Origin of the sequence: Pseudoalteromonas sp. SG45-5 (assembly GCF_014164085.1) — a bacterium.
Classification (GTDB): Bacteria; Pseudomonadota; Gammaproteobacteria; order Enterobacterales; family Alteromonadaceae; genus Pseudoalteromonas; species Pseudoalteromonas aliena.
Genome location: NZ_JACJEM010000014.1, coordinates 25576 through 42504, shown reverse-complemented (window position 1 = coordinate 42504; position 16929 = coordinate 25576). Strand labels below are relative to the sequence as shown.

At 38.0% G+C, this 16929-nt stretch carries 17 protein-coding genes; 9 read left to right on the top strand and 8 right to left on the bottom strand.

Features of this window, described 5'->3' with window-relative positions; all coding sequences use genetic code 11:
• Positions 1–39 precede the first annotated feature (39 nt).
• The 4 genes from pgi to H5119_RS06275 all read right to left on the bottom strand — a co-directional run bounded on the left by pgi (position 40) and on the right by H5119_RS06275 (position 5712).
• Complete coding sequence (gene pgi / locus H5119_RS06290) at positions 40–1686, bottom strand: glucose-6-phosphate isomerase (RefSeq protein ID WP_182701621.1); 1647 nt, start codon at positions 1684–1686, stop codon at positions 40–42.
• Between the two features lie 359 nt (positions 1687–2045).
• A complete protein-coding gene (locus H5119_RS06285) occupies positions 2046–4301 on the bottom strand; it encodes an aminotransferase class V-fold PLP-dependent enzyme (RefSeq protein ID WP_182701620.1) in 2256 nt (751 codons plus the stop codon).
• Between the two features lie 126 nt (positions 4302–4427).
• Positions 4428–5501: an AI-2E family transporter gene (locus H5119_RS06280; protein ID WP_182701619.1), complete on the bottom strand. Its 1074-nt coding sequence runs from the start codon at positions 5499–5501 to the stop codon at positions 4428–4430.
• A complete protein-coding gene (locus H5119_RS06275) occupies positions 5494–5712 on the bottom strand; it encodes a hypothetical protein (protein WP_077537620.1) in 219 nt (72 codons plus the stop codon). Before H5119_RS06275 ends, H5119_RS06280 begins: the two co-directional genes overlap by 8 nt.
• 283 nt (positions 5713–5995) lie before the next feature.
• Between H5119_RS06275 and H5119_RS06270 the strand changes: the two genes are divergently transcribed.
• From H5119_RS06270 to H5119_RS06250, 5 genes are read left to right on the top strand one after another with little or no spacing between them, the layout of a single operon-like run.
• Positions 5996–6655: a hypothetical protein gene (locus H5119_RS06270; protein WP_077537619.1), complete on the top strand. Its 660-nt coding sequence runs from the start codon at positions 5996–5998 to the stop codon at positions 6653–6655.
• A 1-nt stretch (position 6656) separates the two neighbouring features.
• Positions 6657–8114: a M48 family metalloprotease gene (locus H5119_RS06265; protein WP_182701618.1), complete on the top strand. Its 1458-nt coding sequence runs from the start codon at positions 6657–6659 to the stop codon at positions 8112–8114.
• Positions 8115–8167: 53 nt separating this feature from the next.
• Positions 8168–8515 carry an arsenate reductase (glutaredoxin) gene (gene arsC / locus H5119_RS06260; RefSeq protein WP_077537617.1) on the top strand — a complete coding sequence of 116 codons (348 nt, stop codon included), beginning with the start codon at positions 8168–8170 and terminating at the stop codon, positions 8513–8515.
• Positions 8515–9069, top strand: coding sequence for an NAD(P)H:quinone oxidoreductase (wrbA, locus tag H5119_RS06255; protein ID WP_077537616.1), 555 nt, complete (start codon positions 8515–8517; stop codon positions 9067–9069). Before arsC ends, wrbA begins: the two co-directional genes overlap by 1 nt.
• Positions 9066–9512 (top strand): DUF2069 domain-containing protein, encoded by a 447-nt coding sequence (locus H5119_RS06250; protein WP_138584994.1) that lies wholly within the window; start codon positions 9066–9068, stop codon positions 9510–9512. Before wrbA ends, H5119_RS06250 begins: the two co-directional genes overlap by 4 nt.
• A 277-nt stretch (positions 9513–9789) precedes the next feature.
• Here H5119_RS06250 and H5119_RS06245 read toward each other — a convergent pair whose 3' ends face one another.
• The gene (locus H5119_RS06245) at positions 9790–11127 is read right to left on the bottom strand and encodes an ankyrin repeat domain-containing protein (protein WP_077537614.1); all 1338 of its coding nucleotides are present in this window, start codon (positions 11125–11127) and stop codon (positions 9790–9792) included.
• Positions 11128–11367: 240 nt separating this feature from the next.
• On the bottom strand, positions 11368–11961 hold the full coding sequence (locus tag H5119_RS06240; protein WP_182701617.1) for a phospholipid-binding protein MlaC: 594 nt from the start codon (positions 11959–11961) through the stop codon (positions 11368–11370).
• Between the two features lie 241 nt (positions 11962–12202).
• Here H5119_RS06240 and H5119_RS06235 point away from each other — a divergent pair, with 241 nt between their 5' ends.
• Together H5119_RS06235 and H5119_RS06230 are read left to right on the top strand one after the other, a co-directional pair.
• Complete coding sequence (locus tag H5119_RS06235; RefSeq protein WP_182701616.1) at positions 12203–12739, top strand: acyloxyacyl hydrolase; 537 nt, start codon at positions 12203–12205, stop codon at positions 12737–12739.
• Between the two features lie 88 nt (positions 12740–12827).
• On the top strand, positions 12828–12974 hold the full coding sequence (locus H5119_RS06230) for a DUF2897 family protein (RefSeq protein WP_182701615.1): 147 nt from the start codon (positions 12828–12830) through the stop codon (positions 12972–12974).
• 40 nt (positions 12975–13014) lie between these two features.
• Here the strand turns inward: H5119_RS06230 and H5119_RS06225 are convergent, their stop codons facing one another.
• Together H5119_RS06225 and bamC are read right to left on the bottom strand one after the other, a co-directional pair.
• On the bottom strand, positions 13015–14385 hold the full coding sequence (locus H5119_RS06225; RefSeq protein ID WP_182701614.1) for a YjiH family protein: 1371 nt from the start codon (positions 14383–14385) through the stop codon (positions 13015–13017).
• Between the two features lie 64 nt (positions 14386–14449).
• The gene (gene bamC / locus H5119_RS06220; protein ID WP_182701613.1) at positions 14450–15508 is read right to left on the bottom strand and encodes an outer membrane protein assembly factor BamC; all 1059 of its coding nucleotides are present in this window, start codon (positions 15506–15508) and stop codon (positions 14450–14452) included.
• Between the two features lie 358 nt (positions 15509–15866).
• Here bamC and H5119_RS06215 point away from each other — a divergent pair, with 358 nt between their 5' ends.
• Together H5119_RS06215 and bcp are read left to right on the top strand one after the other, a co-directional pair.
• The gene (locus H5119_RS06215) at positions 15867–16400 is read left to right on the top strand and encodes a glycine cleavage system protein R (RefSeq protein ID WP_182701612.1); all 534 of its coding nucleotides are present in this window, start codon (positions 15867–15869) and stop codon (positions 16398–16400) included.
• Positions 16401–16410: 10 nt separating this feature from the next.
• Positions 16411–16890, top strand: a complete 480-nt coding sequence (gene bcp / locus H5119_RS06210; RefSeq protein ID WP_182701611.1) for a thioredoxin-dependent thiol peroxidase — start codon at positions 16411–16413, stop codon at positions 16888–16890.
• Positions 16891–16929: the final 39 nt, after the last annotated feature.

Here is a 16929-nt window from a genome sequence, read left to right as displayed (position 1 = left end):
TCAAAGGTACTCGGTTTACTTACTTGCGTAAGCGAATTTTTACTGCGTACGGTTTTGCTTGTAGTACGCCATTAAGCCGTTTGTCGAACTATCATGAGCGTGTTTAACACTTTCATCAGTGAGTTCACTTTCAATTTTAGATGCTAGACCTTTACCAAGCTCTACACCCCATTGGTCAAACGAACATATTTCTAAAATAATGCCTTGGCAAAAAATCTTGTGTTCATACAGCGCAATTAAGCGCCCTACTGCTTTAGCATCAACTGTATCCAATAGCATAGACGTTGTTGGACGATTCCCCTGATGAATTTTATGATTTAACAATTCATCTATTTGCGCTTGCGATTTACCCTTAGCGGTTAAATCAGCAGTAACTTGCGCTGCATCTACACCACTCATCATTGCTTCTGTTTGTGCGAAGAAGTTTGATAATAAAATATCATGATGCTTATCAACATTAACTTGTGGTTTAACTGATGCAATAAAATCGGCAGGTACGACTACATTACCTTGGTGTAAACACTGATAAAACGCATGCTGACCGTTAATACCCGTCATGCCCCAAATAATAGGAACTGTAGTATAAGGCACAGTTTCGCCGGCAAAATTAACATGCTTACCGTTACTTTCCATCTCACCTTGCTGTAAATAAGCTGGCAACATATGAAGCGCTTGATCGTAAGGTAAAATAGCCTGTGCCTTATAACCTAAAAAGCTGGTATTCCATACGCTAAGCAACGCCATGATTAATGGTATATTTTGCTCAAATTCTGCTGCTTTAAAATGCTCGTCTACTTCAAACGCGCCTTCTAAAATCGCCTCAAAAGCCTCATACCCTAAATACAACGCAATGGGTAAGCCTATCGCACTCCAAAGTGAAAAGCGACCGCCTACCCAATCCCACATAGTGAATACGTTTTCGTCGCTAATCCCAAAGGCTGCCGTTTTTTCTAAGTTTGTACTTACCGCAACAAAATGTTTTGCAATTGCGCTTTCATTTTTCGCAGTTTCTAAAAACCAATCCACGGCTGTTTTTGCATTGGTCATGGTTTCTGATGTCGTAAATGTTTTTGAGGAAATAACGAATAACGTTGTTTCAGGGTCAATTGCTTTTAAAACAGATGCAATTTGAACGCCATCAGCATTAGATACGTAATGCACATTTAGTGTATCGTCAGCTAATGCTTTAAGTGCTTCAGTGGCCATTTGTGGCCCAAGGTTAGAGCCGCCAACACCAATGCTTACAACATCTTTTACAGTTTTACCGGTATAACCTACCCAGTTACCACTTCGTACCTTTTCAACAAATGTTTTAATTTTAGCTAATTCGTTATCTACCGCTTGTGTTACGTCTTCACCATCAACAAAAAGTGGCGTATGAGCACGATTACGCAGCGCCGTATGTAACACTGAACGATTTTCAGTGATGTTAATTTTTTCACCACTGAACATTTTATCGCGCCACGATGCAATATCGCATTCTTTAGCAAGCGACATTAAGTTAGCAAAAACATCGTTATCAATAAGTTGCTTAGAGTAGTCGAATAATACGCCGGGTATTTGAGTCGAAAACTGAGAAAAGCGTGTGTCATCTTGTGCAAATAACGTTTTAAGATGAGTTTGCTTCATCTTAGCTGCACTTTTCTCTAGTGCTTGCCAGCTTGCTAATTGCGTTCGGTTAGACATGGAAACACCCCTTAATTTTTTCAACCAATTGATTTAAAGTTACTTTTATAAAAACAAAACTCTAAACACGGATTATTAACACTAAAAAAATGCCGTTAATAGTTTAACTAGAAACGCAAAAAAAGTGCTGTTTTTATAATTTTAGATGCAGATGATAACGCAAATTTTAGCTTTTGACACCGGTATCATAAAAAAATTATAAATTAATTGACCTACAATTTTAAAGGCGCAGAAATAGCTTAATTGGTTAAAATGAAATATTAATGAATCTTACTAATTTTTTTGTGCAATATTTTAGCAATTCCCTTTAAATAAAAAATCGGCCATTTAAGCCGATTTAATATGCACCTACGATGTACTTAATGACTCAGCGCTAACCCACCGCTTAAGTTATAAACCTTTTTATAACCCAATTGTATTAAATTAGTGGCTGCTACTTTTGAGCGGTTACCACTGCGACACAATAAAATATAGTGCTTACTTTTACTTAACTGCTCTTCTACGATGGCATTCGCCATACGACTCAACGGTATGTTGAGGGTTTTATCATCATCTGTATTAAATAGCTGCGCCACGTTATTAGCATCATGTTCGTATGGTTCGCGAGTATCTATTAAATAGGTATTATTTGCTTTTAACATTTTTTTAGCGTCATCAAAACTCAGTTGTTGTGTCTCAATTTCAGGCAGTGCATTTACATAACCACACAATTGCGTGCTATTAAATTGTTTAACTGCATCGTAACTTTGCTTTTTAATTGCAAATTCATCAGTATCAATACCACGAGTGATCAATGCATTTAGTAATGGCGTTTGTGCTTGTTGCACAGCCCAGTTCATAGCAAAGCATTGTTGGTAATCATGGCCCGAACAAATAACGCTCGTGTCATTTAATTGTGCGTCTAGCTTTAAAATAGACTCCGCCATTTTTTTAGCATCACCACCGATAAGTGATGTATTACCCAAACCTGCTGGTAGTATCAAATCGCCACAAAAACAGTAACTCATGTTACTTTTAGCGTTTTTAAGAATATAACTAACACTATCTTGGCTATGCCCTGGCGTGGTTATTTTTTCTAACACATCTTGGCCCAATTCTATGTGTTGATCATTTATAGGCCAGCCTAACTCATCAACATCGGCTTTAAGGATACGATCAGCTAGTACACTGCTTAACAAAGTAATTGCTGAACTTCGCTCTTGATGCATATGCGTATTTAATACCCCCTTAATAAAAAGGTTCTGCGTATTAGCTATTTTTTCAAAGCGAGGAATAAGCTCTATTATGGGATCAATAATAACGGCCTGCTTGTTATCGCTCACATAAAGCCAACTACATGCACCTAAGTGCCTAAACTGAGTTAAACCAAGCGCGCACACTTCTTGCTGAGGTGTTGTACTGTCAGATACTATTAAACAATTTGCCTGCAATATCACCTTAAGAGCCCGTATACGCGTACAAGCATGATCAATATCTTCCTTCGTTGCCGCAGGCCCAAACGATAGCCTAATCGCGTTTTCGCTTTGCCACTTACTTGCACCCATTGCATCTAAAACAAAACTGGTTGATGCACCTGTACTGCAAGCAGAGCCACCACTAACACGAATTCCCGCCGCATCAAATAAGTCTATAACTTCTTTACTGGTTAAATCGTTAACAGCAAAATTCAGTGTCGTTGGCACACTACAAGTAAAGTCATGATTAAATGTAATATCACCAAAGGTATCTACAATGGCACTTTGCAGCTGACTACGATAAGCGTTAAGTACATCAGCCGATTTAAATGTGCGCTCAGATTTATCAAGCAACATACTAAATAGTTTATTTAGGCCCGCAATACCCGGTAAGTTTTCGGTTCCCGAACGCATACCACTTTCTTGACCGCCACCGGCAATAAAAGGCGTATATGCACTGCCCTCACGAATGTATAAAAAGCCAATACCTTTAGGCGCATACAGTTTATGCCCAGAAAACGGTGCGTAATCTATGGTTGTGTCACTCAATGTTAACGCTTGCTTACCTAATGCTTGAACGCAATCAACCATCCACGATACATCATTGTTGCGGCTACGAATTGTGCGTTCAATAGCATTTAAGTCTTGATATACGCCCGTTTCGTTATTAACCGCCATGGTGCAAATCATCAAAACGTTATCTATATGTTTAGCTATAAAATCTAAATCTAAAATACCGTTACTATCAACCGGAATAGCTAACACTTGTGCATTGATTTCGAGCACACTGTTCCAATGTTTTAACGTGTTTGGGACCGCTTTATGCTCTGTCGCGCCGTATAACAGCACAGGGTTTTTAATCGGATTTTTTTTAGCGTTAATAAGCGTAGAGACCACCGCAGTTTGAATACCTTCGGTCGCACCAGAGGTAAATAAAATATCACCACTGTTTGCACCAATAACCGTGCGTGCTTTTTGGCGTGTTTGTTCTAATAAATGCTTTGCTTGAATACCTGTAATATGAGGGCTGGATGGATTACCAAAACAAATTTGCATGGTATGAGAAACAACATCAGCAATACAAGGCAATACTGGCGTTGTTGCGTTTGCATCAAGGTAAACTTGTTTTACTGGCTCATCGTGCAATAAAAACTCAGACATTAAAAAACGCACCTTATTACTAAAAAATATATCTTATTCCCAATGGTACATAAATTTTAGGGGAATGAGTAATAATCAATTAGCACTAGTGGTGCGTTTACTATTCTTTTTTATACTAAAAATCCATTATGCGAGCTCTTTAGTGAGCTCTTCATGGGTTGATGACCAAGCTGTTATTAGCGCTTTTACTAACGAAGCCAGAGGGATTGCAAAGAACACTCCCCAAAAGCCCCATAACCCACCAAAAAATAGCACCGCTACAATTATAAACACGGGATTTAAATCAACCGCTTCAGAAAAAAGTAATGGGACAAGCACGTTACCGTCTAACGCCTGAATAATTCCGTAAATAATTAAAATAGTCCAAAACTGGGTTTCTAATCCAAATTGAAATAAAGCCACAGCTGCAACAGGAATAGTCACAAGCGCCGCCCCTACGAACGGGATCAACACCGAAAAGCCAACAAGTACACCAAGTAACGCCGCATAACGTAAATCTAAGACCGTAAACGCAATAAATGAAATACCGCCTACAATCAAAATTTCAAACACTTTACCACGAATATAATTCATGATTTGTTGGTTCATTTCATTCCATACTTGTAAAATCAAACGTCGCTGTTGAGGGATCAATTTAGCTACGCTTCCTGTCAGTTCTAACTTATCTTTGAGCATAAAAAACACAAGTAGTGGCACAAGCACTAAATAAATCAGCCAAGCTACGACATCTTTTAAAGACGTTAACGAAAACGACAGCAAAACTTGACCAAAATCAATAACTTTAGTCTCAACCGTTGCAACAATTGCTTGTACTTGTTCAAGATTAATTAAACGTGGGTATTGCTCGGGTAAAGCCATTAAATAAGACTTACCCTGCTCAACCATATGAGGCGTTTCTTGCACCAAGTTACTCGTTTGCTTCCAAAGCACAGGGCCAATAACCAAAATAAGCGTGAGCATAATGCCGGTAAATATTAGCATCACAATGACAGTTGCTGTAAATCGTTTTAAACCAAAACGTTCTAGATGTACAACGGGCCAATCAAGTAAATAAGCAATAACCAAAGCCACCAACACTGGAACAATTAACGAGCCAAAAAAATACAACAAGGCAACAGAGGCCAATAACAAAAATAATAAGGTAACCGAATGAGGATCCGAGAACTTCCTTTCGTACCATGTTTTTACATATTCAAACATGTAATGGCTCCACTAATAACAACCCGTGTTGTTTATTTAAATTATAACGATAAGAATTCTTTTTCAAAAATCGTTCTATATCATTTATGTCTTCATTATTATTTAAACTAAAAATAATACTTTGTTTTAACGATGATGCTTTACGTAACCCTAATTTAAACTGAATAAATTGTTGAGGGCATTTGTAAATGCGTAAATTTTCTTTCAACATACCCACATTTCCAATGTGTTAAATGAATAATAAGCGGTATAACCTCACTCTAATAACGTATAATACTAATTTGCTTAAATATGGCATCAATTTAACGATAAAAAATTATATCTAGTTGTTCTAAAATAAAAAACTTTATCGACGTGATGGAGTGATTTAATACATTAAATTGTTTAAATACTTGTGCCGAATTGGTATAAGATGCGAACAAATGTAACTTTTTCTTAAAACAACCACCGCAATGGTTTATCCTTATACCATAGTTAGCTGTAAGGACCGATTAATGCCCAGCCCTCATAATAAAGCGCACCTTCCAAGTAATCCAACACTCAAAGACATTAATTTTTTTAAAAAACAAATTAATTGGGGGGATCTCGCACCGTTTTACCATCTCGTTGCGTCATCAATTAGCGAATCCGAGGGTATTTTAGAGCATGGGTTTGATAATGCGGTTAAAAGATTACTTGATAAACGTAATTGGAATACAGACTTAGTCGATGGTCAGGAAGTCAACCCTGGTGACATGCATAACCAAAGTAAACCTCGTATAAACCTTCACCGCGTTTTCACTGACAGAGGGTTTGAACTGTGGGCTCAGCCTTATTCCACAGAAGAAATAACGGATCACTATATAAGGGGAAGCAACTTTATAGATTTTAAAGAATGGGACCCGCTTGTAATGAAAAACTTGATCCGCATAAACCAGCTGCATACATTTATTGGCTTTTATTTTAAAACCGGCGATAAAGCCGATAAAGCGCTTATTTTACATGCTCATAAAGTAGTAAATAGAATTATTGCTTTTTTACAACGCGAATTGAACGTTGTAAAGCTCGATGGTGTCACAATAAAAGAACTATACCAATCTTATGAAAAAGACAGTCATGAAAATGACGATAAAATAAGTACAAATGCCCTTAGTAAATCGGTTAATAAGGAATAAAATGCAACTAAAATCAGCCTTTACCGCGCTATGCAGTGCCGTGATCACATTTAGCTTATTAGTTAGTGAGCCTTTAAAAGCACAAACTAATTTCACGCTTCCTGATTTAGGCACATCTGCATTACAAGCTCTTCCGCTCGAAAAAGAGCGTGCTATTGGCGAAGTGATGATGATGCAAATACGTGGCTCTTCTCCTGTCATTAACGACCCTGTGCTTGATGAATACTTAACAACGATTGGTCGTAAGCTTATTGCTAACGCGAATGATGTCCGGTTTCCGTTTTCGTTTTTTTGGATAAATAATACTGAAATAAACGCATTTGCGTTTTACGGCGGGCACGTCGGCGTTCATACGGGTTTAATTGCGCAAGCTGATAACGAAAGTCAGTTCGCTTCGGTCCTTGGTCACGAAATTGCCCATGTAACCCAGCGCCACCTAGCCCGTAGAATTCAACAACAACAGGATAATAGCGCATTGACGATTGCGGGTATGATTGCTGGTATATTAGCAACTGTTGTGGCACCCGATGCAGGCATTGCTATTATTTCAGCAAGTCAAACGCAATCTGCTTTTAGCCAATTAACACATAGCCGCTCGGCTGAGCAAGAAGCAGACCGTATCGGTATGCAAACACTTAATAATGCAGGTTTTGATGCGCGTGCATCCAGTGAATTTTTAACCAAACTAGCTGCGCAAATTCGATACAAGTATAAGCCACCTGCTTTTTTGCTAACTCACCCACTACCAGAGAGTCGTGTATCTGATGTACGCTTACGTGCAGAACAATTTCCTATGCGTCGCTTACCTGCCAGCCTCGATTTTGATTTAGCCAAAAGTCGAGTGATTGCCCGTTACGATAACAAACCAGAAGATGCTGAATCCTTATTTAGAAAATTAATGCGTGAAGAGAGTTACCATAGCGTTGCACTAGAATACGGTTTAGCTATTAGCCTAGTGGATCAAGATAAATTAGATGAAGCACAGCCTATTTTAGATAAGTTATTAAAAAACGACCCTAAAAACCTTTTTTATATCGATACTAAAACCGATTTATTTATCGCTCAAAAAAACGCGGCTGAAGCGGTTACATTTTTAGCCGAACGCAACAAATATCGCCCTAACAATCAAGTTATTACACTTAACTATGCCAATGCAGCACTTGAGGCAGAACAATATGAGCTGGCAGAAAATATACTTAAAAGTTTTTTACTTGAAAAGCCAGAGCACAGCTTAGGAAAGCAGCTACTTGCCGATGCTTATCAAAAACAAGATAAACTCGCGGCGTATCATGAGGCGAATGCCGATGTTTTATCGCAATATGGGGCATACTTAAAAGCTGCTGATGAAATCCAAAAGGCACTTAACTTCGTAGAGCCTACAGAGCTTATAAAACAGCAACGATTAAAAGCATTACTTACCCAATACCGTCGTTTACAAAAAGAGCTTGCAAGACTTTAAGTCTGTAAGCACTTGCCCTAAAATAGACGCAACTCACACTTTGGATACATTTTATGTCTGTTACTCTTTATCATAATTCGCGTTGCTCTAAATCACGTGAAACGCTTGCTTTATTACAAAATAATTCTATTGAGCCGACAATTGTCGAATATTTAAAAACACCATTAACTCATCAACAAATAACAACACTTATTAGTCAGCTTGGTTTTTCATCAGCCCGTGATTTAATGCGCACCAAAGAAGATGATTACAAATCACTTAATTTAAAAGATGAAACAAGTGAAAACGCACTAATTAATGCAATGGTGCAAAATCCAAAGCTTATTGAACGCCCTATTGTCGTCAATAATAATAAAGCAGCAATTGGACGCCCGCCAGAAAACGTACTAAGCGTTTTATAATGAGTACAACCATAGTGGTACTTTATCACTCAAGCCATGGCTCCGTTGAAGCCATGGCTCATGAAATAGCTGAGTCGATAGAGCAACAAGGCGCTACCGCCTTGCTGCGTACGTTTGTGGCTAAAAACGCGCATGATATAGTGATCTCCAAAGAAGACTTGATAAACTGCGATGGGCTTGCCTTTGGTACACCAACACGATTTGGCATGATGGCCTCCCAAGCAAAAGCGTTTTGGGAAACCACCAGTGATCTATGGCTAAAAGGTCAATTAATAGATAAACCCGGCTGTGTATTTTCATCATCAAGCAGTATGCATGGCGGGAATGAAGCCACTTTACTTAATCTATCGCTGCCATTACTGCATCACGGCATGATGTTACTTGGGGTGCCTTACGATGTCCCTGAGCTGCTAGCCACGCAAACAGGCGGCACGCCCTACGGTGCGAGTCATGTTGCTGGAAGCAGTAACTGCGCTCAGCTAAGCAAAGACGAAATTAAAATATGCCAAAGCGTAGGTAAGCGCCTCACAAAAATTGCGAGAAAACTTCAATGAATACAGCCCAAAACCCAGCTAAAAAGCCCATTACAATTAAATTTCAACGCACTGCGATAGTTGGCTATATCGGACTGTTTATTTTAATGCCACTGTGGATGTATGTTGTCCCCCCTCAAGAAGGCCCAGTCGACTTAATATCTCTGCTTTTGCCTATTATTCCGCTATTGTTGCCTCTTAGAGGAATAATTAAAGACAATACATACACGTATGCTTGGGCAAACTTTATTGTCATGCTGTATTTTATTCATGGACTTACCATGCTCTGGGTTGCTCCTGATGAGCTAATATGGGTTTTATTGGAACTGGTATTTGCATCTGCTATGTTTATTGGCTGTACGTATTACGCTAGACATCGCGGACAAGAGCTAGGTTTGAAAATTCGTAAACTTAAAGAAGAACTTGCTGAAGAAAAAGCGGCAAATGAGCATAATACTCATTAAGTTAGACCGGCTCTTTATACTGAACTAAAAATAAAAAGCACGCTTACATTAATTTAAGCGTGTTTTTTATTGTACCAACTCACTAAGATGACTCTGTTTTAAAAAGTAATCTAATACCAATCTGCTTATATGTGGGGTCTATTTAACGTTAAGAAAATTACGCTAGAACTAGGCGAAAATTTTTATATCTAGTTGTTTTAAATAAAAAATTTTTAACGACGTTATAGTACAATTTAATTCGTTAAATTGATCAAAAATTTATGCAGCTTGGTATAAATTAAACTAAATCACTCAAAGCCGTGAGCATAACAATACCTGCCAAGCCTAACTGAGCTATTAAGCTAACTAACGAAAACCCTCTCAACACAAATAAGCCCCAAGGGTGCTTTATGTGTGGATAAAGTGCACAGCGCTTTAGACTCATGGCAAAGAAAAAACACACCACAGTGATCATGGTTAAACCCAGTGTTAATTCACTTTTTACAGTAAGTGTATCGTCAAAAAAGAAAAATAACTGCAATGGAAAAAGTAACGTAACAATGGCATGCAAAGCATGTACTTTTTTTATGCGGTCAAACTGCCCATCAGGTGATAACTCTTTTATTCCAAAATCACGTTCTAAACATTTAACTAAATTTTGTGCTTTAAGACTTACCGCTAATCGATAACAGCTTAAACCTTCTTTGTTGCGGGCTCTAAAGTCGTAACCTGCTTTAATTAACAGCACCATTAACGATTCATTTTTAGAATGAACAGCGTAATGTAGTCCAGTGTTACTTAAGCTATCCGTGGCTTTCTTGTCTTGTTTTGAAAGCAGTGTTTCAACTACATTCACAAAGCCTCTTTCGGCAGCCCACATAAAAGCGGTTTTATTGTTCTCATCGGCCAAAGTGCCTGTGGCTCCTTGCTCTATAAAGCGCATAGCCATAGTTTGCTTCGCTGTTTTTTTACGTAAATGAGTCAACAACGCTTTTTCAAGTAAGACGACAGAGTCAACGTCTGGAGAGACTTGAGTCAGTAACGTAAAATAATCTTTACCGTTGGCTACTTTGTCACTGGCAAGTTCAGATAACTTATCTAGATCTGCAATGGATGCTGGAATAAATGAACTTAATCGCTCTCTAAAATCTAGTTCTTTCCAAAGTGCTAATGTATCAACGGCCGACATTTTACTGTCATTAGTTAAAGCATGCTCTATCAGTGTAAAGTAGCGCTTACTAAAAAATAAGCTGAGTAATGAAACAGGTGTGGTTATGGCATTTTGCGCCGCAACGCTTGCGTACTTTTCAAGCCGTTGACACAACAGAAGCACAAGACTTTCAGGAGTATATTCATTATCGTAATAATGGGTTTTAACCGCATTGATATATGCTTGTGCATCTTCGTCATATTCAGAAATATGCTGAAAAAAACATTCTTCAAAAGGCTCTAATGGCGTTAACCATGCCAAATAATAAATAGGCGGCAAAACGGTAGTGCACACACCATCGTCTTCATCAGTAGAACGACACGCGGGCCAAGCTTCCAAAGCATCTAAAATAAAGGCACCATTTTGCTCTACAAGCCCTTTAATAAGTAATGGGTATTCCTTTGGCCAAATTAGTACGTTTTCCATTAAAACAACACAACTCCAGTGTACTTGGGTAGACAGTCAGTTATAGCAGCTTTTAGCTGACACCACGCTTAATCAAAGAGGCAATATTCTAGCACACCTTTGTTTAGCTACTAGCGCAAAATTGATGAATAACTACAATCCTTTGGATTACTTCACTGAAGAATATAAAAACAGCCAAGTCCATAGGAAATTGGCTGTTTTTTGGTTGGAGTAGGACTTAATCAGAGCCAGACAACTATTTTATTTCTTTTTCAGCTCGCTGGTAACTTGCTCTAAACCTACGTCCGAAATACGCTGAATAATCTCTTTTTGCTTAGCACTGAGTAACGAAATACCCTCAGCAACAATATCGTATACTTTCCACTCATTATTTTTACCTAATCGTAACTTAAAGCTCAAGTCGATTGTTGGTGCATTTGGTTCAATAATTTGTGTATTAACGGTTGCGTACTCAGAATCGCTTTTTGTATTGTTACGTTCGAATACAACTTTTTGGCCCGTGTATTTCATTAATGCGCTTGCATAGGTACCTTTTAAATAATGCTCTACCGCATCAATAAACTGAACAGCTTGCTCGCGCTCAATTCCTTTAATATGTTTACCTAATAATTTAAATGACACAAATTTTACGTCGATATGTGGCATTAAACGTTTCTCGACTATTTCAGACATTGCCTCTTTACTTGCATTCCCTTTGCTATTTACTTTAGCAATGTCAGCAAATAATGTATCTGCAACTGATTCCAAAAGTCTGTCAGGAGATTGTTGTGTTTGTGCAAAAAGCGAACTGCTCAAAAATGCAGTTACAACCAATAATAGCTTAATGAATTTCATAATAAATTGTCTGTATGATTAATATTGCTGTAATTTACGCGAAGTATACGCATCAAAAAAGGCATAAATAAGCAACTTATTAATGCTCAATTTGCACCAATAAAATAACTAAATGTAATTCAACTAGTTAGCAAAGTCTATTAACAACAGATAAACAACCGGCATTTTGTCCTCATTGAAATAGTTAATACCCCGCCCTTATCATTTAGTTATTATTTTGAATCCAACTAAATTAGTCTTTATGAAAACGTCACTTAAAACACTTATTATCTCTTTTTTATTAGTAGTTTCACTATTTGGTAAACATACTTTTGCTCAATCAGATCATGGCTATGCCGTTGATTTTCTCAAAGGCGAGGGCAACGTAAATGGCATAAAATTAGCGTATCAATATCATGCGCCGAATATGCAAAATCTCATTGGCTATGCACGCTTTTATTTTGAAACCAGCGTAAACATGTGGGAATACCGTCACGGCGATGAAACACAATCAAACCTAGTACTTGCAATGTCACCTGTACTGCAATTCCCTGCTTTTAGTTTTAATAACACCCCGTTTTACATTGAAGCAGGCATTGGTGTTGCGCTGATTGATGAAACCAAATTTGCAGGTGAAAATATTAGTACACATTACCAATTTGAAGATCGCATCGGCCTTGTTGCCAACTTTGGTCATACCAACGTAGCACTTAGAGTAATACATTACTCTAACGCAGGCTTTAAAGAACCAAACCCAGGGCTTAACTTTTTAACGCTTTCGGTTACTAGACGTTTTTAAAGTTATTGATTGTGTTTCAAGTAATTTAATTGCTGTTATAGCGTAAAGCGGTCACACTTAAATCTGTTATAAATTAAGTGGTATTGTTATGCAAACTTGGCATATTGTTGCTATCGTCGCCGTTGTTTTTACAATTATTATTGGTAATATCGCGCTAGTTAAGTACTCTGCAAGAGTGGAGTTCAAAAAGCCCGACGCCGATATTAAAAATACAACAGACACAAAAAAACCCTGATCAATCAGGGCTTTTTAATGTGTACTAAATATAAGATTATTTAACCGACTAACCAATGCGCCATTAAAGCGATAATAGGTAGCGTGATTAATGTTCTTAAAATAAATATCACAAACAATTCGAGTATATTCACAGGTATTTTACTGCCTAATAAAAGCGCCCCTACTTCAGACATATAAATTAGCTGCGTTACACTCATCGCTGCAATTATAAACCGTGTAACATCACTTTCAATAGTACCTGCGGCTAAAATTGATGGAATAAACATATCAGCAAAACCAACCATAATAGTCTGTGCTGCGGCCTCTGCTTCTGGCACTTGTAGTAATTCTAAAAATGGAATGAACGGCATACCTAAATATTGAAAAACAGGCGTGTATTCAGCAATAATTAACGCAAATGTACCTACAGCCATAACCACAGGCAATACCGCAAACACCATATCAAAGGCATTATGTAAACCTTCTTTAACCGTACCTATAAAACCAGGTGCTTTATGCGCTTTAGCCAATGCTACATCTAAAGAGTGCCCTAATAATGTTTTACCTTGCGGCACTAACTCTGCGTTAGCATCAGGTGCACTACCATCAATTAATACATCTTTTTTGAAGCGCAGAGGCGGCAAACGAGGAACAATGATAGCAGCGACTACACCCGCTAAACATACGGTTAAATAAAACGGAGCAAACAAGTATTCAAGCTTAACTTGACCAATAACGACTAAACAAAATGTAATGGATACCGCTGAAAAAGTGGTTCCAATAATAGCTGCTTCACGTTGTGTGTAATGTTTATCTTCATACTGACGAGCAGTCATTAAAATACCAACACTGCCATCCCCTAACCAAGATGCCACGCAATTCACTGCACTTCGTCCAGGTACGCCAAATAAAGGCCGCATTATTTTAGTAAGTAAGGTGCCCATTAATTCTAGTAACCCAAAATTAAGCAGTAGTGGTAACAATAAACCAGCAAGAATAAACACAGAAAATAACACGGGCAACAAGTCGTTTAATACAAGTGCACCTGTATTTTCAGAAATAATAGCATGGGGTCCAATTTGTAAGGTGGTCATTAAAACAAATGCCATACCAAAAAGACGCGTTACCAGCCAAATCCAACTAACATTAAATAAATGATTAATTAAGAATATGTTACACAATACTTTTGGTTTAAACACACTCGTTATAAATGACAGTACGCCCGTTATACAGATAGTTATTGTAATAATAATTTTTGCAGAGTCTGAAAAATAAGACTGTATTGCTTTGGCCATTACCGCGATAGGTATTGTCATTATTTCACCAGTGGGCACTGGCGTCATAAACAAAAAAACGCCAACAAGTGAAGGAACTAAAAAAGTAAACCAAGTACGCCAATCGTACTGCGTTGAGGTAGGTAATTGAGACATATTGTTAACCTATAAAACTACAAAAAGAGCTTAACGCCCTTTTTGTTGTTAAATTTATTATTATTTAAATTTTAATGCCACGCTTAATGAGAGCGGCTTCTAGTGCTTGTTGCAGCCCATTCATCGTGCCTGGCTCAAGCGTTTCACCCTTGTCATCCATCCACGTTAAACTTGTACCGCCTTCTTTAGTTTTACTTACTAAAATTTGATACTGACCTTCATCAATAGGAAGCTGAGCAATTTCATCACCCCAAATTGAATCCCAAACGCTGGTTTCTGGTGCGCTATAATCGGCAGTAATTAAACCTGTCTCTTGGTTAATTTCAACAATCGTGAAAGATAAACGCTCTAAAAAGCCAGAAAAGCGATCGAATACAGCGTCATAAGACTGCTCAGTAACCAATGCTGCATTACCTTTATTATCAAAGCCCATTTCAAGTGAAATAACACCTTGGCGTTTACGCATTTCTACTTCAAGTTGACGGTAACGATAGTCAAACTCACTCACTACTTGATTGAGCGCACGTACTTCTAATTGCTGTTTTAGCAAATCAGTAAGTGCGTTATCACCTTTAAAATCAATAAGCTCAACACGTAAAGAGGCAGTTCGTTGGTGCGACTTTTCTTCAATTGTGAATCTGAATTTTTCTAGGTCTGCATTTTTGTCGCTGCCCCAAAGCCAGCTTTCCTCAGTTTTAATTATTGCGTACCAATCAGTTTCAATAACGCCTAATAGTTTATCTTCTTTGGTGGTCGCTGCCTCATTATTGGCTAGCACTGATTTAATCGCGTCCCAAATAAACGCATCTAAATCAGCAATACCATCGCTTTTATCAAAATAAACACGCGCTATTTTATCTGTTTCTTCAACCCAACTGCCTTTAGCTACGGTAAGTACTTGAGCAGGCGGACGATAATTAGTTGCGTCGGGGCTATTATCGTATTGACCTACTTCCATTTTATAAACCGGATCTTGGGCTGGTTGAGATAATGACGCGGGTGCCTTCACAGGCTCATGTGTGCGGTAATTACGCTCACTATGTGCACTATTAGTAAATACACTACACCCTGATAAACTTACCAATACACTTACTGCAAGTGCTTTTGGGATCCAATACTGCACAGATAATTCTCCTTAGCGTACCCTTTAATTGTTTTAACAAAAATATGAGTGGGTTACGCCGATTTGGTTCAGTGTAAAGTCAATATTAACTCTACATTATTATTTGGCTGTCTAATTGCAATAAAGTTCAGCACTTCAACTTAGAAAAATCTAAGTGCAAATAAACAAATTTTAGCTATGGTACTTTCCTGTGCCAGTAAAAACAAGAAACACCGTACTTTAAAAGTGCTTAATTAGTCGGTGTTGTAGTTTAGGTAAGGTTTTGTGTTAAACTTCGCCGCCGTGCAACTTATTGTGTGTATTTAATGTTGTTGCCAACCCAGTTGTTATAATCCAAGTAACTTAGGTATTTTTACCCATGACTGCATTTTCAAATCATCAAATTGTTTTAACTGCTATTGGCGAAGATAGGCCGGGTATTGTAAGCGAACTTACACAATTAGTAAGTGATTGCCATTGCAATATAATTGACAGCCGTATTGCTATTTTAGGCTGCGAATTTACCTTTATAATGCTGCTAAGTGGCGATATGTCAGCAATCAGCCGTATTGAACACGTGCTCCCCACCAAAGCGATGGAGCTTGGCTTGCTTACCATGATGAAGCGCACATTAAGCCACACACCTAGTGAGTTTTGCGCAGGGTACACTTTAGAATACACAGGAATAGATACGCCAGGTACTCTGAGCAAAGTGACGCGTTTTTTTGCCGACAACCACATTAGCATTTGTTCATTAAAATCAGATACCTATGATGAAAATACTGATACAAAAATGCGTTGTGAACTTGAGTTTAATATTCCTGTTGACGTAGATATAGATCAATTTAAAGTTAGTTTTGAAAGCCTTTCGCACACATTAAACGTAGATTATATTTTTAAACGAATTCGTTAAGGATACCAACATGAAAAAAATCAGCCCATTACAAGCTGGCGACGCAGCCCCTGCTTTTAGTTTGCAAAACCAAAACGACGAATCAATTAGCTTAACGTCGATTTTAAAAGAGCAACAAGTTCTCGTTTATTTTTATCCAAAAGCCTCTACACCTGGCTGTACTGTACAAGCCGAGAACTTACGCGATAAACATGCTGAGCTTGCTAAATTTAACACCCGTGTTGTAGGTATTAGCCCAGATCCAGTTAAACGTCTTAAAAACTTTGAAACAAAAAAAGAACTTAACTTTGACTTGCTAGCCGATGAAGATCACGCTACTGCAGAAGCATTTGGGGTATGGGGTTACAAAAAATTTATGGGAAAAGAATACGAAGGTATTCACCGCCTTACCTTTTTAGTCGGCCAAGACGGTAAAATAAAACACTTGTTTGATAAATTTAAGACCAAAGATCATCACCAAGTCGTGCTGGATTATTTAGCTCAAAATTAAAGTAGCCCTCTAAAAACGGCCTCTAAAAATTAAAAAGCG